Annotated in this window: 24 protein-coding genes; 6 read left to right on the forward strand and 18 right to left on the reverse strand. The window is 52.7% G+C overall.

Annotated features, from left to right (window positions below):
• Positions 1-2: 2 nt before the first annotated feature.
• Positions 3-1,154: a double-cubane-cluster-containing anaerobic reductase gene (locus IP582_RS02980; RefSeq protein WP_193795038.1), complete on the reverse strand. Its 1,152-nt coding sequence runs from the start codon at positions 1,152-1,154 to the stop codon at positions 3-5.
• A 112-nt stretch (positions 1,155-1,266) separates the two neighbouring features.
• Complete coding sequence (locus IP582_RS02985) at positions 1,267-2,502, reverse strand: MFS transporter (protein ID WP_193795039.1); 1,236 nt, start codon at positions 2,500-2,502, stop codon at positions 1,267-1,269.
• A gap of 338 nt (positions 2,503-2,840) precedes the next feature.
• Between IP582_RS02985 and IP582_RS02990 the strand changes: the two genes are divergently transcribed.
• Entirely contained in the window at positions 2,841-3,947 is a 1,107-nt protein-coding gene (locus tag IP582_RS02990) for a glycosyltransferase family 9 protein (RefSeq protein WP_193795040.1), read from the forward strand.
• Between the two features lie 49 nt (positions 3,948-3,996).
• On the opposite strand, the gene IP582_RS02995 is transcribed toward IP582_RS02990, so the two are convergent.
• Positions 3,997-5,277: a DUF445 domain-containing protein gene (locus IP582_RS02995; protein WP_193795041.1), complete on the reverse strand. Its 1,281-nt coding sequence runs from the start codon at positions 5,275-5,277 to the stop codon at positions 3,997-3,999.
• 189 nt (positions 5,278-5,466) lie between these two features.
• Here IP582_RS02995 and rmuC point away from each other — a divergent pair, with 189 nt between their 5' ends.
• Positions 5,467-7,005 (forward strand): DNA recombination protein RmuC, encoded by a 1,539-nt coding sequence (gene rmuC / locus IP582_RS03000; RefSeq protein ID WP_228007936.1) that lies wholly within the window; start codon positions 5,467-5,469, stop codon positions 7,003-7,005.
• A 68-nt stretch (positions 7,006-7,073) separates the two neighbouring features.
• Positions 7,074-7,859 carry a hypothetical protein gene (locus tag IP582_RS03005; RefSeq protein ID WP_108702078.1) on the forward strand — a complete coding sequence of 262 codons (786 nt, stop codon included), beginning with the start codon at positions 7,074-7,076 and terminating at the stop codon, positions 7,857-7,859.
• Positions 7,860-7,866: 7 nt separating this feature from the next.
• Here the strand turns inward: IP582_RS03005 and yjiA are convergent, their stop codons facing one another.
• From yjiA to IP582_RS03025, 4 genes are all read right to left on the reverse strand, one after another.
• Complete coding sequence (yjiA, locus tag IP582_RS03010; RefSeq protein ID WP_193795043.1) at positions 7,867-8,820, reverse strand: GTPase; 954 nt, start codon at positions 8,818-8,820, stop codon at positions 7,867-7,869.
• A gap of 10 nt (positions 8,821-8,830) precedes the next feature.
• Positions 8,831-9,034, reverse strand: a complete 204-nt coding sequence (locus IP582_RS03015) for a YbdD/YjiX family protein (RefSeq protein ID WP_039078221.1) — start codon at positions 9,032-9,034, stop codon at positions 8,831-8,833.
• Positions 9,035-9,129: 95 nt separating this feature from the next.
• Positions 9,130-11,283 (reverse strand): carbon starvation CstA family protein, encoded by a 2,154-nt coding sequence (locus tag IP582_RS03020; RefSeq protein ID WP_193795044.1) that lies wholly within the window; start codon positions 11,281-11,283, stop codon positions 9,130-9,132.
• Positions 11,284-11,533: 250 nt separating this feature from the next.
• The gene (locus IP582_RS03025; protein ID WP_193795045.1) at positions 11,534-12,076 is read right to left on the reverse strand and encodes a hypothetical protein; all 543 of its coding nucleotides are present in this window, start codon (positions 12,074-12,076) and stop codon (positions 11,534-11,536) included.
• Positions 12,077-12,375: 299 nt separating this feature from the next.
• On the opposite strand from IP582_RS03025, the gene tsr reads away from it, so the two are divergent.
• Both tsr and IP582_RS03035 read left to right on the forward strand, forming a co-directional pair.
• Positions 12,376-14,037 (forward strand): methyl-accepting chemotaxis protein, encoded by a 1,662-nt coding sequence (tsr, locus tag IP582_RS03030; RefSeq protein WP_193795046.1) that lies wholly within the window; start codon positions 12,376-12,378, stop codon positions 14,035-14,037.
• A gap of 83 nt (positions 14,038-14,120) precedes the next feature.
• A complete protein-coding gene (locus tag IP582_RS03035; RefSeq protein ID WP_193795047.1) occupies positions 14,121-14,933 on the forward strand; it encodes a GNAT family N-acetyltransferase in 813 nt (270 codons plus the stop codon).
• 15 nt (positions 14,934-14,948) lie between these two features.
• Here the strand turns inward: IP582_RS03035 and IP582_RS03040 are convergent, their stop codons facing one another.
• On the reverse strand, positions 14,949-16,310 hold the full coding sequence (locus IP582_RS03040; protein ID WP_039078226.1) for an MFS transporter: 1,362 nt from the start codon (positions 16,308-16,310) through the stop codon (positions 14,949-14,951).
• Positions 16,311-16,524: 214 nt separating this feature from the next.
• Complete coding sequence (locus tag IP582_RS03045) at positions 16,525-17,439, reverse strand: FCD domain-containing protein (RefSeq protein WP_193795048.1); 915 nt, start codon at positions 17,437-17,439, stop codon at positions 16,525-16,527.
• Positions 17,440-17,578: 139 nt separating this feature from the next.
• Between IP582_RS03045 and IP582_RS03050 the strand changes: the two genes are divergently transcribed.
• A complete protein-coding gene (locus IP582_RS03050) occupies positions 17,579-18,601 on the forward strand; it encodes a zinc-binding alcohol dehydrogenase family protein (RefSeq protein WP_193795049.1) in 1,023 nt (340 codons plus the stop codon).
• Between the two features lie 139 nt (positions 18,602-18,740).
• Here IP582_RS03050 and opgB read toward each other — a convergent pair whose 3' ends face one another.
• The 9 genes from opgB to IP582_RS03095 form a co-directional block, all read right to left on the reverse strand.
• The gene (opgB, locus tag IP582_RS03055; protein WP_193795050.1) at positions 18,741-21,032 is read right to left on the reverse strand and encodes a phosphatidylglycerol--membrane-oligosaccharide glycerophosphotransferase; all 2,292 of its coding nucleotides are present in this window, start codon (positions 21,030-21,032) and stop codon (positions 18,741-18,743) included.
• A 237-nt stretch (positions 21,033-21,269) separates the two neighbouring features.
• On the reverse strand, positions 21,270-21,770 hold the full coding sequence (locus IP582_RS03060) for a DUF2501 domain-containing protein (protein ID WP_193795051.1): 501 nt from the start codon (positions 21,768-21,770) through the stop codon (positions 21,270-21,272).
• A 73-nt stretch (positions 21,771-21,843) separates the two neighbouring features.
• The gene (gene dnaC, locus IP582_RS03065; RefSeq protein WP_047371948.1) at positions 21,844-22,581 is read right to left on the reverse strand and encodes a DNA replication protein DnaC; all 738 of its coding nucleotides are present in this window, start codon (positions 22,579-22,581) and stop codon (positions 21,844-21,846) included.
• Positions 22,582-22,583: 2 nt separating this feature from the next.
• Complete coding sequence (gene dnaT, locus IP582_RS03070) at positions 22,584-23,123, reverse strand: primosomal protein DnaT (RefSeq protein WP_193795052.1); 540 nt, start codon at positions 23,121-23,123, stop codon at positions 22,584-22,586.
• Between the two features lie 185 nt (positions 23,124-23,308).
• The gene (locus IP582_RS03075; RefSeq protein ID WP_039078233.1) at positions 23,309-23,737 is read right to left on the reverse strand and encodes an organic hydroperoxide resistance protein; all 429 of its coding nucleotides are present in this window, start codon (positions 23,735-23,737) and stop codon (positions 23,309-23,311) included.
• Between the two features lie 82 nt (positions 23,738-23,819).
• Positions 23,820-24,275, reverse strand: a complete 456-nt coding sequence (locus tag IP582_RS03080) for a MarR family winged helix-turn-helix transcriptional regulator (RefSeq protein WP_039078234.1) — start codon at positions 24,273-24,275, stop codon at positions 23,820-23,822.
• A 44-nt stretch (positions 24,276-24,319) separates the two neighbouring features.
• Positions 24,320-24,961, reverse strand: coding sequence for a TetR family transcriptional regulator (locus tag IP582_RS03085; protein WP_071193580.1), 642 nt, complete (start codon positions 24,959-24,961; stop codon positions 24,320-24,322).
• Between the two features lie 66 nt (positions 24,962-25,027).
• Complete coding sequence (locus IP582_RS03090; protein WP_039078235.1) at positions 25,028-25,501, reverse strand: threonine/serine exporter; 474 nt, start codon at positions 25,499-25,501, stop codon at positions 25,028-25,030.
• Positions 25,492-26,268, reverse strand: a complete 777-nt coding sequence (locus IP582_RS03095) for a threonine/serine exporter ThrE family protein (protein WP_039078236.1) — start codon at positions 26,266-26,268, stop codon at positions 25,492-25,494. The genes IP582_RS03090 and IP582_RS03095 overlap by 10 nt, the downstream gene beginning before the upstream one ends.
• Positions 26,269-26,348: the final 80 nt, after the last annotated feature.

Here is a 26,348-nt window from a genome sequence, read left to right on the forward strand (position 1 = left end):
CCTTAGAGCATCTCAATAAACGCGGCGACACGGGTGCTGAGCTGCCCGATATCGGCGGTGGAGTAATCCGTCTCAATCGCCATGTAGGGAATGTTGTGCTGCTGGCGCACGTGGCGTTTGATGGCGAGTGATTCCACCGCGTAGGTGTGGCAGGCCTGCAAAATCACGTCCACCACGCCGTCGGCCTGGTACTCTTCGACCATCTGGCTCAGCAAACGCAGGCGTTCGGTATTAGGTGAAATGCAGGAGCAGCCAATCGCCAGATATTTGTCGGTCAGCGCGTCGTAGACATCACCGTCCTCCGCCACATTGCGTTCGGTAGCTTTCGCCCCGGTGCAGTTCTCGTAGCCCACCACCCAACCGCCGTTCTCTTCAATGGCACGCACCACTTTTTCGGCCGCGCCACCAATCGGGCAACCGGTAATCAGGATGCGCGGACGGGATTCCAGCCGTTTGCCCTGTTCCCACTGCGCTTTCACGCGGGCGGTCATCTCATTGAGCTCGGCAATCAATGCGTTTTTATCGAAACGGAAGGTCGCGCCGTACACCACTTTCAGGATGTCGGCCCCGCTCAGCGCGGGCGGATTTAACTGCCCCAGACGGTAGAAATCAGCCGTTGCCTGACGTTCGCGGTTTTTCAGTACGATGGCCTCGCGCAGGGCGGCTTCGCTGATCGGCTGGCCGAAGCGCTCCTCGATGTGCTGTTGCAGGCGCAGAATTTCCGATTTCCACAACGCCCGTGAGGCGTCATCCGTCGCGCTGTTGGGCAGTTGCATTACGTGAACGGCTTTGAAATCTGCCATGTATTCGTACATTTTTTTCTTGCCGTCGCAGGTGGTTTCGCCCACCACCAGGTCGGAAAAATAGAAGTACGGACATTTGTCGGTTTTACCGAAACCATAGCTGCTTTTAATCAGCGGGCAGAGATTACGCGGCAGATCTTTTTCCGCTTCTTCAATGGTTTCGTCGTTGGTGGAGCACAATGAGACCACGACTGCTCCCGCGGCCATCGCGATTTCCTGCGGCATAAAAGTACAGTAGGTGCCGACCAGCGGGATCCCCTGTTCTTTCAGTTCCATCACGGTGAGAAAACCTTTCTGGCGGGCGTCGGAGAATTGCTCAAATACTTCCGGAAGTTCTGTAATAAGAGACATGATTTTTCCTTCCCCGTAACACGGGAGACAATGAAAAAAGAGGCGGTCTGCTGCCGCCGAAGGAAGAATTATAACCTTATTGAATATATGGAATTGTTGATCTGCCGCGAGATTAGCGGCATTGAGCGCTTTCGTACTGCTGTACCCGGCGCACCAGACGGTTGAGGCAGAGTATGGCAACGCCGCCTGTGACCAGCGCCAGCAGATGAAATGGAATGCGCCCGCCGCCGGAGAACCACAGCCAGCGTGCGCCCTCAATGGCGATCGCAATGGTGCTCAGCACCACGATATTGAGCGACGCCGACACAGTGCCTTTCGGTAAGTTATTCGTAAACAGCGTAAAACGAAAAAGGGTCGAGAAAATCAGACCGATACCAAAGCAATAGATACTGGTGCCGGTTACCGACCAGAACCAGAGGTGCGGAAAGAGCAGATTTCCGGCAAGCAATGTCACCAGACCGATAAGCTGAATGGGCACGGTACGACGGATATAACGCGGATTGGTCGGATCTTCCACAAAGCGCATCACCACGATATTGGCAGCAATCAACGCGCCAAAGACCGGGATCTGCGCCCAGGCGAATTCCGCCGTAGTCATGCCACCTGCATCGATCAGAATTACCGGGGAGACGGCCACCCAGGACATGAGCGGAATGTAATAGAGCGCGAGCGTGGCGGCCCCGTTGAGGAATACGCGGTTGCGAAATACCGCGCAAAAGTCATGGACGACGCTCATTGCCCGTAGGGGCGTCTTCTGCCTTTTAACGGTTTCCGGCATCGCCAGCATCAGCCCAAGCCAGGCCACAAAACCGAGGACGGCGATCGCCGCGAAAATCACCTTCCAGTGGACAAAATGCATTAACGCAGCGCCGCCAGGGGGCCCAATCACCGGAGCCAGCAGTACCGCCGAGGTGATAAGCGACATCAGCTTAATGGCTTTGGTCGGTTCAAAGGCTTCCTGAACGGTGACGTACCCGACCGTGGAGATAAAACAGATGCTGGTGCCCTGAATAAAGCGCGCCGCCAGGAACTGTTCAAAGGTGGTAGTGAACAGCGTGGCGATACAGGCAAGGGTAAAGATAAGCGCCCCGGTCAGCAGCACCGGGCGGCGACCAATTCTGTCGGACAGAGGGCCTAAAGCCCATTGCAGTGCCATGCCACCTGCCATATACAGGCTGACTGAGAGCGGGGCGAGGCTGACATCGCCATCAAAATCGCGCACCACCTGAATGATGCCCGGCTGGATCATGTCGGTGGTGAGGTAGGCGGCAAAATCGTACAGCACCAGCGCCATCGGGAAGATAAAGACCCCGGCATAACGGGCGAAAAATGCGGGCTTCCATGACATAACAGTCTCCTTTTACGGTTTTTCTTACCGCACTCTTCTATTGTGCGAGTAGACAATTTATATGTCGACGTTAATTTTGTCTGTTTTTTAACCGGTGGGCAGTTGGCACCTTTGCGTTTCACATGTGCGCTGGTGGCGTTGACTCATACCGGGACCGTTTTTGGTCTGCGTCATGACCAACCGCAGAAATATTCACTTTTTTTATGATATTTTATGGCGATTCGTCAGGCTTTGTTCTTTGCGCATCAAGCGAAGCTGACAATGGGTTGGTGGTTATCAATCAGTAAAAATTATTGAAGTGATAAAATAAAACAACGGATTCATCGGGAGAATGTTAGATGGCATCCAAAAAATTTAAAATTGCCTTTATTTCAGCGGCCATTGGTTGCTATCGCTTTTTAACGGGAAATAAACTTTGTGGTGCAAGTGAATATAACGCAGAACGCGTAAAAAGCATTGCCATTTTTTCTACAACAGCACTTGGCGATTTGATACTCAATACACCGGCAATCCTGGCTATAAAAGAACGGTATCCTGATGCCGCGCTGACGCTTATATCAAGCCATAAAAATAAGGCACTCGTTGAAAATAGTCCTTGGTTCGAAAATATTATTTATTGGGATCAAAAAGTTAATAATGTATCAAGTGTCGCCAGGCGCCTTCGTGCCTGCAAACCGGATGTGGCGGTCCTGCTCCATTCCAAGAGTCCGTATGATGTGCTTTGTGCTGCTCTGGCTAAAATTCCTTTTGTGCTAAAAGATGCATACAACGGAAGCGATCTGGCCATGCGTAAGCAGGTGACGTCGATGCCTGAAAATAATTTTCCTGGCCATTTGATTGAGCGAAAACTGGCGTTGGTTAATTTAATGGGGTGTTCTACAAAAAATATTCAGATGCAGATCCCTTATCCCGTCAAAAATATCTCAACCTCACCAGATAAGGTGGTCATTGGTTTCCAGTTGGGGGCTTCTGAAAAATTGCGCCAGTGGCCGGTTGAATATTTCAGAGAGCTTGCAAAATTATTGCTCGCCGCGGGAAATAATTTCGAAATAGCCCTGATCGGTTCTCCAGCCGAAAGGGGACTGGCAGAAGCTTTTCTTGATGGGTTTAGCGATCAGGAACTCGGCAGGATCAACGATTATGTCGGAAAATGCTCGTTGACCGGACTGGTTGAGTGCATTGCCGGGTTCAATGTTCTTGTTACCCCTGATACCGGTCCTCTTCATCTTGCGGTTGCCCTTAAGGTGAAAACGGTCAGTCTCTTTGTAACCGCAAATCCCGCTCATACCGGGCCGCTTCAGGATCCTGAACGCCATATCGTCATTAAGGAATCTCCCAGGCAGGCGATGGAGCTTGCCGAATATCCGGATCAGCCTATGGCGATAATTAAGCCTGAGAGAGTCCTTGCCGCTGTGCAACGTGTGGTCACGGTAGATGAGATGTAACACCTGAGTGGAGGTGAGTGATTCACCTTCATTTCACGTTTTTATTTTTTTAACCGGCGGGCAGCGAAAGCAGGGCGGGGATCTGCGAGAGCAGGTAAAGCACCAGGCCAATCGAGCCGCCGACCAGCGTGCCGTTGATGCGGATGAATTGCAGGTCTTTGCCAATATTCAGCTCGATCTGGTGCGACATATCGCGGGCATCCCAACTTTTCACCGTATCGCTGATATGGCGGGTGAGGAACGCGGCAAAATCTGGTGCGACGCTGTGAGCCGCCTGTTCCAGGTGTTCGTTAAGCGATGTACGCAGTGCGCCATCCGCCAGCAGCGTTTCGCCAAACCACAGCCCGGCTTCGGTGATGCGCTGTTTAATGCGTGAATCGTCGGCCTGCATATCGGCTTTCATCCAGTCGCGCAGATCACCCCACATCTCTCCCAGATAGCGGTTAAACGCGTCATCTTCTTTCAGGTAGCGTTTAATGTTATCGGCCCTGGCGGCCATCTCCGGGTCGGTTTTCAGATTGGCGATCAGTTTCAGCACGGCTTTATCGAAGGCCCGGCGGATCTGGTGCGTGCTATCGTGGGTGACATCATCCAGCAGCGTATTCACCGCGCGGGTAACCATTACGGCGCTTTGTTCACCCAGCCACTCGGTGGGCAAAATTTTGGCCTTACGCGGATGCTCCGTTTTCAGCCAGCGCACGACCTGGCTGGCGATAAAGTCCCGGCTGCTCTCTTTTTGCAGTAACAGGATCATCTGGCCGATCAGGGCATCCAGCAATACCTGGTGGCGCTGGTTTTTGGTCATGCTCTCCAGCATCAGCGCGCCGGTTTCGGTGAGGTCGACTTTATCGATCGCCCGATGTACCGCACGTTTAAGCAGATTTTTGATGCGTGTATCGTCCGCCAGTTCCAGAAATCCGCTCATGGCCTGCATCAGGTGCTGGCCGACACGACGGGCGTTATCCGGCTGGCTGAACCAGACGCCAATCATCTGTGCGGGTTGATGACGGTGAATGAGTGCCACCAGCGACTGGGTGTCGAGAAATTTTTCCTGCACGAACTGCCCGAGATTGTCACCGATACGGTCTTTATTGCGCGGAATAATCGCCGTATGGCGGGAGATAAAGGGCAGGGGCACGCGGTGAAAGAGCGCCACTACGGCGAACCAGTCTGCCAGTGCGCCGACCATCGCCGCCTCAGCAATAGCCTTCACTCCGCTGACCCAGAAGTTGGGTGGCAGAAAAAGGGTGACGATGAAGATCGCTACCGCGATCAACAGTAATGAGAGCGCCAGGCGTTTGGCACGTTTAAGTTCTGTGATTTTGTTCATGGTTTAAGCATAGAGCAGAGTGCCAGTTTCGCTTGGTTTTCAAGGTTAAGCACCGTTGCGACGATTCTCCTCTCCCTGGCATTCTCCCCAAAGAGGAAGGGGAGAAAGGCGGCGCAGAAAGCAAATATTGCATCTTCGTTTGCCGGGGGTATGGTAGTCGCAGAAAAGATGGATAAAGGATGCTCTGACATGACGCTTACGATGATTGCCGCTGTGATTGCCGCCCTGCTGGGGGGCGCGTTTGGCTGGCTTCTCACCCAACAGACATTTACCCGCAAAATGGCCGCGCTGGAGCATGACCATGAGCTGGCGGAGGACGAGCTGGCGGCAACCAGGAAACTGCTGCGTGAGCAGGAAGCCAAAACCGACGCGGCGCGCGAGGAAAAGCATCAGCGGGATATCGACGTCAGCGCCATGCGTCAGCAAATCAGCGATCTGAAAGGGCGAGCGGATGAGCTCTTGCAGCGTCTGACCAGAACAGAAGCGCAACTGGAAGAAGAGCGTCGTCTGTCGGGCCAGCTCGATCATGACTATACCGAGCTGAAAACCACGCTTGAGCAGCGCGAGCACCATTTCCGCGAACAGTTTGCCAGCCTGGAAGAGACCAAAAAATCCCTGTCGCGCGAGTTTGAAAATATCGCCAATAAGATTTTCGAAGAGAAGGGCAAAACCTTCACCACCACCAGCAAAAACAGCCTCGATGACATGCTTAAGCCGTTTCGCGAGCAAATTGAGGGTTTCCAGAAACGGATCAATGAAGTGCACGACGCCTCTATTCGTGGCAATGCCGATTTGAATGCAGAGATTAAAAAGGTGCTCGATGTCGGTCTGAAAATGAGTACCGAGGCGACCAACCTGACCTCGGCGCTGAAAGGCGATTCCCAACAGCGCGGTGCCTGGGGCGAAGCGCAATTGCGCCGCACCCTGGAGATGAGCGGGCTGGTGGAGAAAGAGCACTTTGAGGTGCAGAGCGCCTTTACAGACGAAAACGGGCGCAGGAAACAGACGGACTACCTGATCCGCTTGCCGGACAATAAGCACATCATTATCGACAGTAAAGTGTCGCTGAATGCCTATGATCGCGCCTGTTCGGCCGAAACGCCACAAGCGCAGCAGCACGCGATGGATGAGCACATCGTGGCGGTACGCCGCCACATCGATGATCTGGCGTCGAAGGATTACACCAACCTGGCGGGTATTCGAAGCCCGAGCTTTGTACTGATGTTTATGCCCATCGAAGCGGCTTATATTGAGGCGCTCAAAACGAATAAAGGGTTGTTTGAATACGGCTACCGCAAAGGGATTGTGCTGGTCTCCCATACCACGCTGATTCCGATTCTGCGTACCGTCTCTAATCTGTGGATGATTGAACGCAGCAACAGCGAAGCGCGGGAAATCAGTGAACGTGCAGGGGAAATCTTCAATACCGTCTGCCTGGTGGCAGAGCGCTTAAGCAAGCTTGGCGGCACACTGACCACCGCCAGCAACCAGTACAACGCCACCGTGACCTCGTTGGTGGGTAGTCAGGGGCTGTATGGCAGAGTGGAGCGCTTTGGCAAACTCTCTGAGAAGGTCAACAAGGAGCTGCCGAAGCTGGAGATTTCTCACCGCGATTTCGAGCACGAACGGATGGCGATGATTGTTGAAGCGTTACAGGAACCCGAGGGTATCGGGGAGGAGTCTGTCGCGCTGCCGGAAACCCCTTCGCAGGCCGTTAACGAACGTTAAGGTCTGCGCACCCTGATCATTGTGCAGCGTATGAGAAGCCCTTTCCTGAGTCTAAGTGAAAAGAAACCATGAGCGCTATTTCTGCTAATTTGTCCCGCTTTCGCGACGCTATCGTCACTTTTTCCGGTCGCAAAACGCCCGGTGAGTTACCTGCGGAATTTTTGCTGGCGCAGGAGGGAAACCTCGCGCAGTACTACATCCCTTTTGATGCGGTAAATACCCGTGCGCTGGTGGTACTGGTAGGGATAACACCGGGATATGTGCAGTGGTATAACGCGGTGACGACGGCGCAGAAAGTGCTGCGTGAGGGCGGCGATGACGCGCTGGCGTTACGTGAGGCGAAAAAACACGGGGCCTTTAGCGGACCGTTGCGTAATAACCTGGTCAAATTGCTTGATGGTATTGGCCTGGCACAGATGCTCTCGCTGGATTCCACGGCGCAGCTTTTTACCGACCATACCGGGCTGGTACATTGCACGTCGCTGTATACCCAGCCGCTGTTTGTTAAAGGCGTCAATTACAACGGCACCCCGCATTTTTCCCGCTCCGCGTTATTGAGAGCGTCAATTGATGAAGGATTCGCCCAGGAAGCGGCGGCGCTGAAAAAAGCGGTATTTATTCCGTTGGGGCCGGTGGCGACCGAAGGGGTAAACCTGCTGGCAAGTCGGGGCGTGCTGGACGAGGCACGGATATTGTCGGGATTGCCGCATCCGTCCGGGGCCAATATGGAGCGGATTAGCTATTTTCTGGGACTAAAAGCGCGCGACACGCTGTCGAGTCGCACCAATGCGGACCTGTTGGATCAGGCAAAAGCCAGTTTACTGGCGAAGGTCGGTAAACTGGCTTTTGTGTAGTACGACGTCAGGCTTTCAGCCCGGCAAAGGCGTCGCGGATTTCCTGTTCCGGCAGTTGAATGCCGATAAACACCAGCGTACTGTGCGGCGGCTCGTCGCCCCACGGGCGGTCCCAGTCGGCGCTGTAAAGCCGCTGTACGCCCTGGAACAGCAGGCGGTTGGGCTCGCCATCAATCCACAACATGCCCTTATAGCGCAATAACTTGTCGGCAAACGACAGCAGCAGATTTTCCATTACCCGAGAGACTTCGCCGATATCGACCGGATAATCCAGCTCTACCACAATTGATGAGACGTCGTTTTGCTTGTCCGCGATAAAGTGGAAGCGTGGTCTTGAGGTGATGTTCTCTTCCAGCATAAAGCCGTTGGTGTTAAACAACTGGCCGAGATTGATATCGCCGTGGGTGACGGTATAAATCGGCGCGCGGGCGTTGATGCGGCCAAGACGTTCGCGCAGTTTTTCACTTTCACCGGCGACATCGGTTTTAGTCAGCAGAATACGGTCAGCATAGCCCACCTGCGACTGGGCGATGGTGAACTGATTCATCTGCTCATCCGCATGGACGGCATCCACCAGCGCGATCACGCCATCTAACAGGTAACGCTGACAGAGGATCTCATGGGAAAAGAAGGTCTGGATAATCGGACCGGGATCGGCCATACCGGTGCACTCGATCACCAGGCGATCAAAAGTGACGTCACCGCGATCGAGGCTGTCGAGTAAATCCAGCAGCGCGTCTTCCAGCTCGCTGGAACGGGTACAACAAATACAGCCGTTGGTGAGCGTTTTGATCTGCGTGGCGCGGTCGCCAATCAGTTGATCATCAACCGAAACTTCACCGAATTCATTTTCGATAACGGCGATTTTGAAGCCGTGCTGCTCGTTGAGGATATGACGAAGCAGGGTGGTTTTGCCGGCGCCAAGAAAACCGGTTAACAGGGTGACAGCAATCGGTGTCATGTTCTCTCCTTTAGCAGCAGCGCACGCCACCTTCTCCACTTCCGCCGTAGCGCGCTTCCTGACGTTCGCGGAAAAACTCAGTGTATGTCATCCAGGGTTTATCCGGATGATTGGTTTTCATATGTTCGACGTAGTTGTCGTAATCCGGGATGCCAATCAGCATTTTTGCCGCCTGGCCGAGGTATTTTTTGGCCTGACCTAAGTTACCAAACATAACGCATCCTGATAAGAAAAAGCCCGGTGGCGCTACGCTTTACCGGGCCTACAGAATTTTGTAGGGCGGGTAAGCGCAGCGCCACCCGCCGTTTTTTAGTGATGTGAAGAGGTCTTCACGCCGCCTTCCGGTACCGGAACATACGGAGTTTCTTTGTCGGTACGCACGGTGTTGTTACGCACGTTCAACCAGGTTTTGATGCCGTAGAAGATGATGCTGTACACGACCACCAGGAACAGAATACTCAGACCTGCGTTGGTGTAGTTATTCACCACGATATGGTTCATGTTGGCAATCTGCTGTGCGGTCAGATCAGCACCACCGGCAGCAATCTTCTCTTTGTACTGGTTAGCCATGTACAGGAAGCCTTCCAGTTGCGGATTGGTGCTGAACAGTTTCAGGCCCAGCGCCCAGGTGGTGCACAGCAGCAGCCACAGAGCAGGAACCACAGTGACCCAGATGTATTTTGTGCGCTGCATTTTCACCAGTACCACCGTACCCAGCATCAGCGCGACAGCCGCCAGCATCTGGTTAGAGATACCGAACAGCGGCCAAAGACTTTTCACGCCGCCCAGCGGGTCAACCACACCCTGATACAGCAGGTAGCCCCACAGCCCAACGCAACCTGCGGTACCGATAATACCGGCGACCAGTGAGTCGGTTTTCTTGAGGAACGGCACGAAGTTACCCAGCAGATCCTGCAACATAAAGCGGCCAGCACGGGTACCGGCGTCCAGCGCAGTCAGGATGAACAGTGCTTCAAATAGAATACCGAAGTGGTACCAGAAGCCCATGTCCGCCATCGGCATGATTTTGTGGAACACGTGGGCGATACCCACAGCCAGCGTCGGTGCGCCGCCTGCGCGGTTCAGTACGGACGGTTCGCCGATATCTTTTGCCGTTTGCAGAATCTGCTCAGGAGAGATAACAAAGCCCCAGGAGCTTACCGTTGCCGCCGCGTGCGCGGTGACATCTTTCAACTGCGCCAGAATCATCGGCGCGTTGTCGCCGCCCAGTTCATGCAGGTTCGGCATTGTGATGCCAAGGCCAGCAGGCGGGGTGTTCATTGCAAAGTAGAGACCCGGTTCAATGATGGATGCCGCAACCAGCGCCATCACCGCAACGAAGGACTCCATCAGCATGGCGCCGTAGCCGATAAAACGCGCGTCGGTTTCATTCGCCAGCAGTTTCGGCGTGGTACCGGAAGCGATCAGCGCATGGAAGCCAGAGACCGCGCCACAGGCGATGGTGATAAACAGGAACGGGAACAGCGCACCTTTCCACAGCGGGCCGGTACCGTCGATGTACTGCGTGACCGCAGGCATTTTCAGTTCCGGGTTGAGGATAACAATACCCAGCGCCAGACCCACGATAACGCCGATTTTCAGGAAAGTTGCCAGATAATCACGCGGTGCGAGGATCAGCCATACCGGCAGCAGCGCAGAGATGAAGGCATAACCAATCAGCGCGAAGGTGATGGTGGTGTCTTTGAAGGTCAGCGCCGGGCCCCAGTACGGGTCGTGGGCGATGATGCCGCCGAAGTAGATGGAGGCCACCAGCAGCACGATACCAATGACCGATACTTCACCCACGCGGCCTGGGCGCAGGAATCGCATGTAGATACCCATAAACAGGGCAATCGGTACAGTGGAGCAAACGGTGAACACGCCCCACGGGCTTTCTGCCAGGGCTTTTACCACGATCAGCGCCAGCACAGCGAGGATGATGATCATGATTAAGAAGCAGCCGAACAGGGCGATAGTCCCTGGCACGCGGCCCATCTCTTCTTTCACCATCTCACCCAGAGAGGCGCCGTTACGGCGTGAAGAGATAAACAGCACCATAAAGTCTTGCACCGCACCGGCCAGCACAACGCCTGCCAGCAGCCACAGGGTACCCGGCAGGTAGCCCATTTGCGCTGCCAGCACCGGGCCGACCAGCGGACCAGCGCCTGCGATAGCGGCAAAGTGGTGACCAAACAGGACGTAACGGTTGGTGGGTACGTAGTTCAGACCATCATTATTAATAACAGCCGGGGTTGAACGTGTCGGATCGAGCTTCATCACCTTTTGCGCGATGTACAAGCTGTAGTAGCGATACGCCACGAGGTACACAGAAACGGAAGCGACCACGATCCACAGCGCACTGACGTGCTCACCGCGTCGTAAAGCAATGACGGATAAGCAGAAGGCGCCGAGGATGCCGAGGAGCACCCAGGGTATATGTTTGAATAGCTTTTTAGTATCCATGTCAGACCTGATTATCAAGAAAAATGAAATCGGAGTTGATGTGTTAAAAGACGGCCTTGCTGGTGACGATCATGGCAAATTACAAGCGTAAAAAGGGCGCGATCTGATTGAGTGGTATGAATAGCGGGGTAAGCGGTCAGCTAAGCGGATAAGCGGTTTTATACGGCGCTAAGCGGCTGAAAATATGTGATAAGGATCACGTGGAGCCGCGGGCTCGCAGGCGTTGATAAAAGGGCCTGCGAGCAAAGGGTCAGATCACGATATAGCAGTAGGGGGTATTTTCGATAGGGGTCAACAGTACGTGCTTCTCTCTGCTTTTGGTCTGGTAATATTTATCCTGGAGGTAATTATCAATCAGTGCGTCTAACCGCTCAGCCTCAATGGTTCGCGTAATACCTAAGGTCCAGAAGCTGCGAAGATCGATTTCAGAACGCTTTATTTTTGCTGATTTTTCAAGGTCGAGGATCATATTTCTGACGCAACTGGTGGGGTCGATATTTTGCTTTATTTCCAGTGCGATATAGCTATCCACCGTCCAGCCTTTTTTCCTCAGCAAGAAGTCAGTGCGCAGTGAATCGCGCTGCGGATTCATGCGTTTGTCGCACTCCAGGCTGATCTCGCGCCACCATTCATGGTCGGTGGAAGCCAGCAGGTTAGCGAACTCAATTTGCATCCAGATTTCCCAGCCGGAAATATTATGCTGGTCAATTATATTCAATTTTTGCTGAATATCCTGGCGAGTGAAAAACAAATGTAACAGAGTTGATAAATGATCAAAATCGCGGTTAATCACTTTTAAGTCCTTGAGTTAAAAGAGGTAACCTATTAAAACAGCGAGTCGCTTAAGGGGGAAGATTATTCTTAATGCGAGGGGGAATTATCCGGTTTTTCGGCTATTTAAGTGAAATTTTTAGCGAAACGTATGATTACATGCTCGTTTATTTCCTTTATATCGACGTTTTAGACTAAATACTGTGGATGCTTACTGTTTTCACGACGTTCGTCTTTAGACAAATGCTCAATACGATCCACCATAAAGTTTTCTCTGGTCAGGCCGAAAAACTGTTACCTGGCTAATGGAAGATAGAAAACATGTTGAATCGTATGAAACTTGTCACCAGTTTACTTTTTGTACTGGGACTTTTTGGTCTTTTGCAGCTCACATCTGGCGGCTTATTCTTTAACGCACTTAAGCACGACAAAGAAAACTTCACTGTGTTGCAGACTATTCGTCAGCAGCAATCCACGCTCAACGCCAGTTGGGTGGCGCTTTTGCAGACGCGTAACACGCTGAATCGCGCCGGGATCCGTTACATGATGGATCAGAACCAGATTGGTAGCGGTGCAACGGTGAACGATCTGATGCAGATCGCCAGCAGCTCGTTAAAGCAGGCGGAAACGCACTGGAAAGAGTATCAAGCTTTACCTCGCGATCCGCGCCAGAACGAGGCTGCGGCAGCGGAAATCAATCGTACTTATGATATTTACCACAATGCGCTGGCTGAGCTGATTCAGTTGCTGGGTGCAGGCAAAATCAACGAGTTCTTTGATCAGCCGACGCAGGGCTATCAGGACGCCTTTGAGAAGCCGTACCTTGACTACTTGCAGCAAAACGACCGTCTGTATGCTATCGCGGTCGAAGAGAGTAACGGCTCTTACTCCACTGCCGTATGGATAATTATTAGTGTCCTGTTGGTCGTACTGGTGGTGATTGTCGCCGTATGGCTGGGCATTAAGCGTGGTGTTATCGGTCCGATGAATCATCTGATTGAAAACATCCGCCATATTGCCGGTGGCGATCTGGAACAGACTATCGATGTGCACGGTAGCAACGAAATGGGCCAACTGGCCTCCAGCCTTCGTCACATGCAGGCTGAGCTGGTACGTACCGTAGGCGATGTCCGTAACGGTGCCGATGCCATTTACAGCGGCGCAAGCGAAATCTCTGCAGGTAACAACGATCTCTCCTCCCGTACTGAACAGCAGGCTGCTTCGCTGGAAGAGACTGCCGCCAGCATGGAAGAGCTGACTGCAACGGTGAAACAGAACGCCGAAAACGCCCGTCAGGCCAGTCATCTGGCGAAAAGCGCATCCGATACCGCGCAGAAAGGCGGTAAAGTGGTGGATAACGTTGTGCAGACAATGCGTGACATTACCGCCAGTTCGCAGAAGATTGCCGATATTATCAGCGTGATCGATGGCATTGCCTTCCAGACCAACATTCTGGCGCTGAACGCCGCGGTAGAAGCCGCACGTGCTGGCGAGCAGGGGCGTGGCTTTGCGGTGGTAGCAGGGGAAGTCCGTAACCTGGCCCAGCGCAGTGCGCAGGCGGCGCGTGAAATCAAGAGTCTGATTGAAGACTCTGTCGGTCGTGTTGAGCTGGGCTCTACGCTGGTGGAAAGCGCCGGTGAAACGATGGACGAGATTGTCAGTGCGGTAACCCGCGTCACCGACATCATGGGCGAAATCGCCTCTGCCTCCGATGAGCAGAGCCGTGGTATCGATCAGGTGGGTCTGGCTGTAGCAGAAATGGACCGTGTGACCCAGCAGAACGCCTCACTGGTAGAAGAATCTGCCGCTGCGGCTGCCGCGCTGGAAGAACAGGCCAGCCGTCTGACGCAGGCGGTTGCCGTGTTCCGTACCCGTCGCGTGTCCCGCGAAACACCGGTTGCGGCATCCACGCTGAAAACCCCATCTGCAAGCCCAATGCCGCGTAAAGCGGCGGTCGGCGACGAAAACTGGGAAACCTTCTGATAAACCTCGCGCCCTGCTGACGCGGGGCGCACTTTATCTTTTTTCATCGTGCTATCCTTGGTTTTTCCGCCCGGAGGAGCATTATGAATCTGACCGCCGTTTCTGCCCTTCACTACAGTAGCGAGCAGCTTTCTGCTTTTTTAGGGGAGTGCTTTGAAGGCTACCGTATTCCCATCTCTCTTACCCCTGCGCGTTTTGCGCTGCGTTTCGGCGCAGAAGATATCAGTCTGACCGACTCTTGTGTCTGGTGGGAAGGCGAAAAGCTTGTGGCTATTGCCCTTATCACCCGGCGTACCGAATCCGCTCGGCTGGCCGCCTTTGCCCTGCGCCCGGCATACCGGGGGAATGGGGTAAGTAAGCGGCTGTTGGTGCCCTTAATTGACAGGCTGAAGGCAAAGGGCGTTCAGCAGATGTGGCTGGAGGTGCTTGCAGACAACCAGGCGGGGATCGGTCTGTATCGGTCAGTGGGTTTTGAGCAACAGCGGGTACTGCGGGGCTATCAGAGCAATACGTTTACCGCTATCCCAGAGAACCTGTTGCGGGAGTGCAATCCCCTTGAGCTGCTCTGGCGCTCCGTGGCTGAGGTAAAGAACACGCTACCCTGGCAGCTTGATCCTCTTTGCGTCATTACCCTTCCTTGCCGGGCTTTTGAGTATCGTAAGCATGCGTATGCGGCCATTTCAACGCTGATGGATGCTCCGCAACTGCGCTTTCTTTATGTCGAGCCGGAGTACCGCCACAAAGGATTTGCCCGTGAGATGCTGATCACCCTCAGTCATCACTTCCCTGGGCTGACGACCAGTGTGGCGGTGCCGGAATCCTTCACCCCGCTGTTTTCCTCTGCGGGGTATTCCACGATGAACATCAGTCAAATTGAAATGCGGACGATGTTGTGATCGCCCGTTTGTTCGTCAGTTTTGCTTCGGATCGCTGATCGGTTGGCGAACCAGCACCACATAAGCAATGGCGCCGAGGACTGTCACGCAGCCGCAGATAATCAGCGCCAGACGGAATGACTGGGTCGTATCGACGATAAACCCGGTGACGATCGGTGCAAATGAGGCGCAAATAAAGCTCGCGAAGTTCTGGATACTGCCTACTGAGGCGGTCATTCGTGATGCCACTGCGACGTGGATCAATCCCCAGCATGATGTGCCCGCAAAGTGGATGCAGAACAGCGCCATGCCAATCAGCAAGACGGCAGCCATGGAGGTTGTGGCCTCTGGTACGACGAAAGTAAAAGCGGCGGAGCAGAGCATCCCGGTAATGATACTGATTTTACGGCTTTTGATCGGCGCCATGCCGCGCTTTACCAGCCAGTCGGTGACGTAACCGTTGGTCAGCATCCCGGCGGCGCCAAACAGGAAGGGGATCGCGGCCATCATGCCGGTACTTTTCAAATCAAGATTGTAAGAGGTTTGCAGATAGCCAGGCAGCCAGGCAAGGTAGAGCCAGGCGGTGTAGTTGATACCGCTAAAGCCAAGCATCATGCCCCACATGGTTCGGTTACGAAACAGGCTGCGCCATTCAGCGAAACTCAGCGGATCGCGTCGGGCATTGACACTACCGGCATTCAGATAGGCCTGTTCAACCCCGGTTAGCTGCAAATCTTCGCGGTTGCGATAGAGCATGTACCAGCCAATAGCGAGGAAAATCCCCAGCACGCCAATCACGATGAACATGCCGCGCCAGCCAATCATTAGCATCATTGCGGCAAGAATGGGCGGGCTAATGGCGACGCCAATGGTCGATGCGGCGTTAAAGAAGCCCATCGGGCGGCCACGCTCTTTAATGTTGAACCAGTCGTTGATGACTTTGACGCCGCACGGATTCATTGGCGCTTCACCCAGTCCCATGCCGATACGTACCAGTACGAATTGAGTAAAACTGTGCACCATGCCGGAAAGCGCCTGGAAGAGCGACCAGAAAAACATGCCCAAGCCGAGCATGATACGCGGACCTTTGCGGTCAAGCAGAGGGCCACACGGGAGCTGTCCAATACCATAAGCCAGTGAAAAGACGGAGAGCAGGGCGCCAATTTCGGTTGCACTTAGCCCTAACTCCTGGCGAATGGTTAAATTCGCGACCGATAATGAGCTTCGGTCGAGATAATTGATAACCGCAGCAAAAAATAATAAAAGCATCGCTGTGGTTTGAATCCGCTTAATGCGGGCGCTACGTTTTAATAAACCATCTGGCGGAACAGGAATATCCGCTTCGGTTGTTTTATCAAACGTTGTCCGTGGGTCGAGGGTAATATCGTTTTTTTCCACGCCTGACTCCAAAATGTTACTTATCTCTCTTCGCGCTTTATCAGTGAAGGAGAAAATATCAATCCCGATGCCAGATTAATAAATCTGACACCACTCACTTACATCCAGTTAATTCAGTCGACTTAATCAAAGGATAGGAGCGGTGTTATTTTTAGTTCTTTGCCTTTTAGCAGAAGCGTGCTCCCGATTGAAATTTGCTGTTTTTAATTGGTACTTAATAGTGAGCGGCAAGGGATTGCTGAATAGAACGGATCATGGATTCTTTAGCGGTATGCAGATGGTTGCGCAACGCACATGTGGCATCAAGATCGCTGCGGCAAAGCAGGGCGCTGAGGATGGTCATATGTTCATCAACGGCGATGATATTGCGCTGTTTCAGGTCACTTTCATCCCACTGATAATGAAAATGGAAGATAACGGATATGATTTCAAGTGATTGATTAAAAAAGATGTTATCAGCAGCGGAAAGTAATAACGCGTGAAAATCCCGATCCAGTTGCGAAAACATGCGAAAGCTATCGCCGATACTATCGCGCAGCATACGGTGGCGTTCGAGCAGCGTTTTGGCACTCAGCCAGCGAGGGTCATCTGCGGGCAGATTCAGGAAATGCTGCAGGGCATGGGTTTCCAGCATCTCCCGCAGTTCAAAAAGCTGTTCGGCGTAGCGCTGGTCGAACTGTTTCATGCTCCACTGGCCGCGTTTTTCATTCTCAATGAGATTATAACGGCCAAATTTGAGCAAATATTCCCGTACCACCACCGGGCTGACACCTGCCGCACGCGCCAGTTGTAGCTCGGAAAAAGATTCGCCTGCGCGCAGCTGGCGCTGGTTAATCATGGTGAAGAATGCTTGCTCAAAGAGACGATTCTGCTCGGCCAGCGGCGCGCTGATGCAGTTGAAGCCATCGTCCTGTGTCGGTTTGCGGATAATGCACCAGGCGCCTTCGGACTTGACCAGAACCCCGCACTCACACAGATGCGACAGCAGGTGCCGTACGGTTGTGCGGCTGATGTTATACATTTCTGCCAGCGCGTTTTGCGTGGGCAGCGGGGATGGAATATGACCACGCGCCATATCATCAATCACCTGGTTAATTACGTTATGGCGTAAGTTTTGCGAACGGCTCATCGTGTCTCCTGTTTTTTATTATTAAAAACCTATTTAAAACATTTTTATGGGCTGAGTTTCACAATTCAGCACGCCGGTTTCGTTTTGTTTCTGCTTTTCCCTGATATCTGGAGCAACAAGAAATACGGGAGAATGAATAATGACCACAATGAATACACTGGTATGCCAGGAACCAAAAGTAATGATTTGGAAAAAACGTGAAATTCCAATGCCTGGCGATAATGAAGCGTTAATAAAAATAAAAACAGTAGGGATATGTGGAACGGATATTCATGCCTGGGCAGGTAATCAGCCTTTTTTTAGTTATCCACGTGTTTTAGGCCACGAAATATGTGGCGAGATTGTTGGTCTGGGGAAAAATATAAACCATTTGCACAATGGTCAGCAGGTTGCGGTTATTCCTTACGTTGCCTGTCGTAAATGCCCGGCCTGCCGTAGTGGGCGCACCAACTGCTGTGAGAACATCTCGGTGATCGGTGTGCATCAGGATGGCGGTTTTAGCGAGTTCCTGAGCGTGCCGGTGGCAAACCTGCTGGTGGCCGAGGGCATCGACCCGGAAGCCGCCGCATTGATTGAACCTTATGCGATCAGTGCCCATGCGGTGCGCCGTGCCGCGATCCAGCCAGGGGAACAGGTGCTGGTTGTGGGGGCGGGGCCAATCGGGCTGGGGGCGGCGGCTATTGCCAACGCCGATGGCGCGCAGGTGCTGGTTGCCGACACCAGCGCGGCCCGCCGTGCACATGTCGAAAAACATCTGGGTCTGGTGACCCTCGATCCTTCCTCGGCAGATTTTGAAGCCCTTTTGCGCGCCGCCTTTGGCGGTTCGCTAGCGCAAAAAGTCATTGATGCAACGGGTAATCAGCAGGCGATGAATAACACGGTGAACCTGATTCGCCACGGCGGCAGCATCACCTTTGTGGGGCTATTTAAAGGGGATTTGCAGTTTTCCGATCCGGAATTCCACAAAAAAGAGACCACCATGATGGGTAGCCGTAACGCGACGGAGGAGGATTTTGCCAAAGTCGGGCATTTGATGGCGGAAGGCAAGATCACCGCACAAATGATGCTGACACACCGCTATGCGTTTCACGCGCTGGCAGAAATCTATGAACAACAGGTGATTAACAACCGCGAATTGATCAAAGGGGTTATTCATTTCTGAGTGCCTTTCGGCACTCAGGTGTTGTGGCTTGAGACAGAGGCTGTCGCGGGGTATTCATCCGCCAGCGGAGGAATGATTGCAAAGACAGGCAGCAATAACGATTGCTATTCAGCGCCCAGGGTATTTCGGGCGCATTTTTTTATCCTGCGGATTCAATGACTTTGATTTCCACCATCCCGATACCAAGTTTACGTGGAGAGTGGCCGAGAATATTCCCTTCATTGGTCGACTCGGGTTCTGGCGGCACAATTACCAGCGTATTACTGCGTGTCGGGTTGTTGAAACGCAACGTGGTGGTGGAAACATCGTTGCCCAGCATCAGCGTTTGTTCCTCATCGCCTACTCTTACCGGAATAGGGCGGTTGGCGTTTGCGCCATAGGCTTTTGCGGTGATCACCAGGTCAAAGGATGCTGGCAGCGGGTCATTAAACTCAATTTCGACTTCGTTGCCGAGCTGCGCATTCGACCAGCGTCCCCAGCTTTCCGGGCGAGAAATGCCGCTGAATTTTTTCACTTCCTCCGGTGCGCCTGCGACGTTGAAGACAAAGCTGTCGGCTTTGTAGCGGATATCGTCATCTACAATTTTGAGCATATCCACATTTTGCTTGTAACGGTCAGTGCTGATGACGGTGTCTTTGAAAGCGGTTTTGCCTTTCCACTGATCTTTGTCGACCGCCTGGACTTTCTGTTCACCGCCAAGCTGCCCTTGCGATACACACCAGTCGGTGGAAAGCACCAGCTCCGGCGCCCACAGGCGGGCCATCTTGTAGCATTGATCAACCCAGACAAAGTTATCGCGCGGGGCGAAATCGGCGAGCTGGAAACGCAGCGGCGCAGAGTATTCGCTTTCCGGGATAGGTTCGATGCGTTTTGATGACACACGTACCAGTAGTGGAAGGCGGAAATTACTGCCGGAGAAGGCAATCATCTTTTTATCGCGATCGATAGTGAAATCTTTCATCTGCTTCGGGAAATTCCACAGACGAATGATATCGGGCTTCCAGGCGACGATTTTCTCTTTCATATTCAGGAATTCGCCGGAAAGCGACTGCCCGGACAGGCTGCTGCGCCCAAGGCCGAGGTAGTTATCGCCACCGAGAATGTCCAGCACCGTAGCGCCGTTATCCATGGTGCTGCGTTTCACGGCCAGCGTGTCCTGCTGTGGCTCATCGCCACGCAGAACGAAAAACAGGTTCTTACGATCCTCTTTGTTCAGGTATTTCCAGGCGGTGTTGTTCATGGCCAGATGATCGGAAGAGACCACAATGACCGTATCTTTAAACCAGGGCGAGGCTTTGATTTTGTTAATCAGCGCGGCAATATGTTGTTGGCTACAGGTTACGGCGCTAAACGACTGGTTTGGTTTACCGTCATAGCTATAGCTTTTACGGCTACAGGTTCGGGAGATAAAGCCGTCCGGGTGATGGGTATCGACAGTTAACGCAAACAATGAGAAACGTTGACCGGAACGCGATAGCGCCTCGTACTTTTTCCACACTTCATCCAGCACGGTGTCGTCGTAAAAACCCCAGTCATTGCGGTATTTAGGATCGCTTACTTCGCCTTTTAACTCTTCTGCGCCGACCAAATAGTCAAAGCCATGTGATTTAAGAAATACATCTTTACCGGCAAAGCGCAGGTTTGCGCCCTGAACAAAATAGTTCTGGTAGCCGGAGTTTTTCAGGATATCGCCAAGGCAGGTGTTCTGCGGGAAAAAGCTGGAAACGGACGCAGATGCGTTACCTTCAAACGGCGCAAACAGGGGGATACCGCACTGAGAGGCGACCATTCCGGCAATGGTGTAATCCGTACCGGGCAGTTGTTCCGTTTGCGAGAAATCCAGACCTTCTTCTTTTAATGCGCCCAGCTCAGGCGCCAGGCCGGGAAACGCCTCATCATCGAAATAGGTGCGTTCCAGACTCTCGCCGTAGATATAGACCAGGTTCAGCTTTGGATTGGGGATCTTTTTCGCCGGTTCGCGATAATATTCTGCGAAATCAGGATCGCCTTCACGAGACTGCGATTTTACGAGTTCAGTAATCTGATGAAATGCCGGGCTGGCGTCTACGGAGGCCAGTGCCATCAGCAGTGCCAGCAGGCTGTAACCGAAGTGATAAGGGCGGTGGCGACGACGGCGTAGTATCCAGGCCAGTGCGCCGAAAACCGCCGTCAGGGCGAGAACCAGAACTGCACCGGGCAGCAGATATTTGCGCACCCCCGCGCCCGTGAGGCTATTGGTCAGCGTGTAGATAACCGCATCATTGATCCCATCGCCTGTGAAGTAGTTACTGGCGTAGAGGGTGATGTTTAGCAGGACAAAGAAACCCAGCACCAGCAATATTGCAGTGAACCACCAGGTATTACGGCCCGCTTTAGAGGCGTAAATCGCCACGGACGCGAGAAATAGAACAATAGAAAGTAACTCGGACAACCGTCATTCCTCTGCGACACCAGCATCCTGCTGGCATAAATCCTTTGGGGATACAATTTAATTGCGATGTAACATAGCTGCAATTGTAGTGTCATCTTTATACAGATTTATTCGGAATTGGTTTAGAAAGATTTAAGTATGACCGCTGTCGCTTTCTGTATGGAGAGGGAAGGTACGCAGGTAAAAGGCAGGCGCCGCGTCTGGGCCCGTGGGGCGACAAACGCGACGTTTTTTAACTCAGGAGAGGAAGTTTACGCCCTGTTTCAGGACAATGTCACAGGCTTTGGTTTTCACTTTCTCCGCCAGCGGCGTGCTGCCAATATTGTTCAGATTGAGCTGCTCGCCGTTTTTGGTGTTTAACATTCCCTGCAGGCCTTCAAGATAGTTAGTGTCTTTCTGCTGTTCTGTCTGGGAATTCAGGCCAAGCTTATCCAACACCTGATTTTTAATGTTATCCGTGTTAGTCAGTGAGGCGAGCTTATGTTTGGCACAGTAAGACATTACGCCTGCTGCATTATTCATGGTGCTTGAGCTGAGTGACTGGTTGCCACCGTTGAGCAGGCCCGTCAGTGCAGACAGGGACATACCACCTTGTTGCTGACCGCCAGAACCGCTCTGCTGGCTAAGCTGGCTGGCTGCGCTGGAAAGACTGTCCTGCCAGGAAGAGGCATAACTGGCGTGAGTGAAAAATGCGCCGCCGGCGAAGGCGACGCAGAGAAGGTGTTTAGCAAAGGACATGGCGTAATCCTGGGGTGGCCTGAAAGCGCACATTATACACCTGCCCGCGTCAGGATTAAGGAGTGGAAAACTCTCAATACTCTTTGCCGGTGACGCGGCTACGGTAGCTGTCCCAGTTAAAGATGACCCACAAACTGTTGCCCAGGCGCATCCTGTCCATGACACGCTCGCCCAGGAGCTTGTTCATCTCTTCCAGATTGCTGTTGGTGAGCATACCTGTCGGGCGTTTTGAGGAAGATCGACGATCGACAATCTGATTAATGATCACTTTTTCGTAGCGTGATTCGGTTTGCATGCCGATCTCATCGATAACCAGCAGATCCACGCTGCTCAGATCGTTAAGCAGTTGTTCTTCGCTGTTATCGCGGTTACCAAATGTCTCTTTCATGGCGGACATGATGTCAGCGACCGTGATAATCAACACGGATTTGCCGTGCAGCAGCAGTTCATTGCAGATAGCGGCCGCGAGGTGGTTTTTACCGGTACCCGGTTTGCCGGAGAAGATAAAGCTGGCAATATTTCCATCGAACTCAGCCACATACTGCCGCGCCTGGCTCAGTGCGCGCATCTGGCCTTCGCATTCCACTTTGTAATTATCGAAAGAGCAGTTCTGGTGAAGCGGACGGATACCTGAGCGATTAAACGTGCGCTGCATTTTCATCGCCCGATTTTCGCGGGCAATCGCGGCGGCGCGGATCTTACCCTGTTCCTTCTGCCAGGCCATAAGTTCCTCGCCGTTTTTAAACGCGGGCTGAGTATTGGCAGGCATCATCCGTTGCAGACGTTTCATCAGTTCAGCGACGTTTTTCATCGTTATCCTCTAAAACCTGGTGGAATTTGGCTGTCAGGCTGGGAAATCGCGTTAATGTCGCGTTTCGCCGTGCCGCCCTGACTGGCGCGATTTATCTGGAGGCTTCGCGCCAGTTTTTGCTGCCATTGCACATGGTGGAACACTTTCCCTTCGGCTTGCCAGTAGGCAATAAACGCCGCCAGCTCTTCCGGCGCAACGGGGTGGGCAAGGGCGATGCCCCATAGCGCCGCAAGGCGTTGAAAATCCGCATCCGGCTGCCAGCCCGCATACATGGCAAATTTCCCCATAGGAACATTTACCGGTGCGGCGGCTGGCTCTTCATAGAACTGGTTATCCAGCGTGATATCACTGGCCGGACGCGCCAGACGTGACTCCAGCGCCAGCAATTCTGCCAGACGTTCGGGGGTAATGGCGTAAAACGCAGGGCTGTTATTGGCAAAAACAGCGACCGCGCCCCCTTCCGTTCGCGCCAGAACGCTTTCGTGATCGCGCATAAAATCATCAATGCCGATAACTGTAGAAGTCAGAATTCTGGAAGACATAGCGCGTTCTCAAACAGGGCAATAACAGAAAGACATTCTGCGAAGATTTTCGCAGACATAATGACACATAGTAACACAGTGGAGGCGTGGGGGAGCAGAGACGAAAAAGCCGGGTTGCCCCGGCTGTGTGTTTTCCCAATGGTGCTGGCTGCCGGATCTTTGGCTAATGCCCGTCCGGCTTAGTATTACGCGATGATGTTTAACGTAACATCGACGTTGCCACGAGTGGCGTTAGAATAAGGGCAGACAATATGGGCGGCATCGACCAGTTTCTTCGCCTCTGCGGCATCCATTCCTTCCAGGTGGATATTGAGTTTGACCTCAATCCCAAACCCGGTCGGTAGCGGACCGATACCCACTTCTGCTTCGATAAAGGCGTCTTTTGCAATTGCGATCTTGTCGCGACCAGAGACGAACTTCATCGCACCCAGGAAGCAGGCTGAATAACCTGCGGCAAACAGTTGCTCCGGGTTGGTGACTTCACCGCCTGCGCCACCCATCTCTTTCGGTAAACCCAGTTTGACGTCCAGTACGCCGTCAGAAGAGGTTGCGCGACCTTCACGGCCACCGGTGGCTTTGGCTTTGGCGGTATAAATCACTTTTTCTAAAGACATAACAGGTTCCTTTTCATAATTGTCGTTTACTATAAAATAGCACACTATATATATGGTTGCATAAAACCGTCCACAGGCGGGCTTATGCTTGCTGAAACTGTTGGCGCAATACTTCGAGCTGCTGTTTTAGCTCCATCAGATGCTTGTGGTCACAATCGAACGAGCACATGACCGCATTCGGTATCGCTTTTGCCTGTTGTTGCAATTCCCGACCTGCCTCGCTCAGGGTAATGACGACCTGGCGTTCATCCTGGCGGGAACGTTGGCGAATAATAAACCCGGCGCTTTCCAGCCGCTTCAACAGCGGGGTAAGTGTTGCCGAATCCAGAAATAAGCGTTCACCAATCTCTGACACCGTGACGTCATCTTGTTCCCACAACACCAGCATCACCAGATATTGCGGATAGGTCAGATTCATCGGTGCCAGTAACTGCCGATACAGCTTATGCAGCGCCAGGTTTGTTGAGTACAACGCAAAACAAAACTGGTTATCTAACGCGAGCTGCGCATTCGCGGGTTCAGTTGATTTCGTTTTCATGTTTCTGAATATAGATAGCGCACGATTTAATTGCAAGTTATTTTTTAGGGGCAGATATAACGCAGTACAACTTGTACCGCCATCCGGCGATAATGCTGACGTTGTTGCTGTTGATCTTCATCCGCTTCGAAGAGCATGGAGAACGAATAACTATTGGCAACGTAATGAAAACTAAAGCTACTGATCAGTCGATGTAGGTCGCGCGCGCAGACACTTTGGTTGAATAGCTGCTTTTGCTGACCACGACGCAAAATATCTTCCAGCAGCGTCAGGGCGCTGAGGTTGACATCCCGTAGCCAGGCCGATTGCTGAATGAAGCGGCCGCGTTGCATGTTCTCCATGCAGATGATGCGAATAAAATCGGGGTGGTCGGCGTGGTAATCGAAGCTACTTTCTACTAACTGTACCAGCGCCTCGACAGGCGGCAGGGTGGCGAGTTCGAGAGATTTTTCGTTGGCGCGAATAGCGGCATAAACATACTCGATAACCTGCAAATACAGATTTTCTTTGGTTTTATAGTGGTACACCACCATGCGCTTTGTGGTGCCGGCTTTTTCAGCGATTTGCTCCATGCGGGCGCCATTAAGCCCATATTCCGCAAACAGTGTAATCGCGCTGAGGAAAATTTTGTCCTTCACTCGGGTATCGTCAAAACTGTCCGGTGAATAAATGCCATGGTGTTCCACATCCGCTCCTCGTCAGTCACAATCGGTTCGGGGGATTATCACCATGGCAAAGAAATAACTCAAATTTCACACGCGCGGACGTTTGCGGTAGATCCACAGGCCGGGGATAGACAGGCCGATTGAGAGCGCGCCGACAATCGACGACGCTTTGAGAAAATTGGTCAGTAAAAGAATCATCAGGTCTTCGTTATAACCGAGGTGACTGATCTTTACGGCGGAGATCATTGCGGTATAGGCTGATATCCCCGGAAACATGGGGATTACTGCGGCAACCGTAAAGACTTTTGGATGCGCAAGATACCAGCGTGACCAGTGAATCCCAATACTACCGACCAACATCGAGGCGATAAATGTCGACCACTCGATGTTAAAGCCCCAGGAGACCATGGCGAAGCGCGTACCGTGACCAATTGCGCCGAGCAGAGCGCACCAGGGCAGGGCGCGATGCGGAACGTTAAACACCATTGCAAAGCCTACGGCCGGAATGGCGGCCAGCAACATGTCTTGTATCAGATTAAGCAAAAACCAGATTACATCCATCCGCGTAGCCCCCACATGGTCATAGCCAAAACGACACCAATACAGGTAGCGAGTGTTAACAGACTGGCGATAGCCCAGCGTGCGAGGCCAGTATTGATATGGCCTTTAAACATATCTGCGACGGAATTAATCAGCGGGAAGCCGGGGACCAGCAATAAGACACTTGCAGCCATAGCGACCGTAGGCGTATGCAGGAAAACCGGTAGCGTGAGCATAAGCCCGGAAATGGTGGTCGCCACGAACGCTGTGATGCAGAAATTGATTTGCGGGTGCATATGACGGTTCGCCAGCAGCAGTCGGACGTACATCGCCATACTGCTGGCGCAGAACGTGATAAACGCGCCATCCCAGCCGCCATTGTTAAGCCGACAAAAACAGGCGCAGGACAGGCCGACCATCACCGTGACCAGCCAGCGTGGGTAACGAAGGGGTTTTACCTGAGAAAAACGTTTTTCGACATCTTTGGCGTCCAGCAATTTATGTTCTGTCATGATGACAATATGCTGAACCTCAGTCACCACATGCATATTGATGCCGCGATCGCTGTTTTTTCGGGTCGATGTCAGGCACTGGCCATCTTTAATGGTGGTCAGCACAATGGCGTTTGATGAGATAGAGCTTTCGACGCTATCCATGCCCAGCGCCAGTCCGAGGCGCGTGGATAATTCATCTACCAGTGCGCTCTCCGCACCGTGTTGCAATAAAAAAAGGCCGCATTGGATACACAAACGTGTAATGGCGCGTTGTGATGACTGGTCTTCTTGCATGATAGCCCTGGTAATGTTGCACAAGGTCCACAAGGCGTGGCACGAAAAGGTAATTTTTAGCACAGGAGGCCCTGTGTATG

The organism is Citrobacter sp. BDA59-3 (assembly GCF_015167655.1).
Taxonomy (GTDB): domain Bacteria; phylum Pseudomonadota; class Gammaproteobacteria; order Enterobacterales; family Enterobacteriaceae; genus Phytobacter; species Phytobacter diazotrophicus.

What these genes read in the sequence shown, in the direction of transcription:
- IP582_RS02990 (WP_193795040.1), top strand. Translation starts at nt 2,841, where the DNA reads ATGGCATCCAAAAAATTTAAAATTGCCTTTATTTCAGCGGCCATTGGT.
- IP582_RS03075 (WP_039078233.1), bottom strand. Translation starts at nt 23,737, where the DNA reads ATGTCTTTAGAAAAAGTGATTTATACCGCCAAAGCCAAAGCCACCGGT.
- IP582_RS03050 (WP_193795049.1), top strand. Translation starts at nt 17,579, where the DNA reads ATGACCACAATGAATACACTGGTATGCCAGGAACCAAAAGTAATGATT.
- IP582_RS03020 (WP_193795044.1), bottom strand. Translation starts at nt 11,283, where the DNA reads ATGGATACTAAAAAGCTATTCAAACATATACCCTGGGTGCTCCTCGGC.
- rmuC (WP_228007936.1), top strand. Translation starts at nt 5,467, where the DNA reads ATGACGCTTACGATGATTGCCGCTGTGATTGCCGCCCTGCTGGGGGGC.
- IP582_RS03095 (WP_039078236.1), bottom strand. Translation starts at nt 26,268, where the DNA reads ATGCAAGAAGACCAGTCATCACAACGCGCCATTACACGTTTGTGTATC.
- IP582_RS03005 (WP_108702078.1), top strand. Translation starts at nt 7,074, where the DNA reads ATGAGCGCTATTTCTGCTAATTTGTCCCGCTTTCGCGACGCTATCGTC.
- IP582_RS03080 (WP_039078234.1), bottom strand. Translation starts at nt 24,275, where the DNA reads ATGAAAACGAAATCAACTGAACCCGCGAATGCGCAGCTCGCGTTAGAT.
- dnaT (WP_193795052.1), bottom strand. Translation starts at nt 23,123, where the DNA reads ATGTCTTCCAGAATTCTGACTTCTACAGTTATCGGCATTGATGATTTT.
- IP582_RS02995 (WP_193795041.1), bottom strand. Translation starts at nt 5,277, where the DNA reads ATGAACAAAATCACAGAACTTAAACGTGCCAAACGCCTGGCGCTCTCA.
- dnaC (WP_047371948.1), bottom strand. Translation starts at nt 22,581, where the DNA reads ATGAAAAACGTCGCTGAACTGATGAAACGTCTGCAACGGATGATGCCT.
- IP582_RS03035 (WP_193795047.1), top strand. Translation starts at nt 14,121, where the DNA reads ATGAATCTGACCGCCGTTTCTGCCCTTCACTACAGTAGCGAGCAGCTT.
- yjiA (WP_193795043.1), bottom strand. Translation starts at nt 8,820, where the DNA reads ATGACACCGATTGCTGTCACCCTGTTAACCGGTTTTCTTGGCGCCGGC.
- tsr (WP_193795046.1), top strand. Translation starts at nt 12,376, where the DNA reads ATGTTGAATCGTATGAAACTTGTCACCAGTTTACTTTTTGTACTGGGA.
- IP582_RS02980 (WP_193795038.1), bottom strand. Translation starts at nt 1,154, where the DNA reads ATGTCTCTTATTACAGAACTTCCGGAAGTATTTGAGCAATTCTCCGAC.
- IP582_RS03090 (WP_039078235.1), bottom strand. Translation starts at nt 25,501, where the DNA reads ATGGATGTAATCTGGTTTTTGCTTAATCTGATACAAGACATGTTGCTG.
- IP582_RS03045 (WP_193795048.1), bottom strand. Translation starts at nt 17,439, where the DNA reads ATGAGCCGTTCGCAAAACTTACGCCATAACGTAATTAACCAGGTGATT.
- IP582_RS03060 (WP_193795051.1), bottom strand. Translation starts at nt 21,770, where the DNA reads ATGTCCTTTGCTAAACACCTTCTCTGCGTCGCCTTCGCCGGCGGCGCA.
- IP582_RS03015 (WP_039078221.1), bottom strand. Translation starts at nt 9,034, where the DNA reads ATGTTTGGTAACTTAGGTCAGGCCAAAAAATACCTCGGCCAGGCGGCA.
- IP582_RS02985 (WP_193795039.1), bottom strand. Translation starts at nt 2,502, where the DNA reads ATGTCATGGAAGCCCGCATTTTTCGCCCGTTATGCCGGGGTCTTTATC.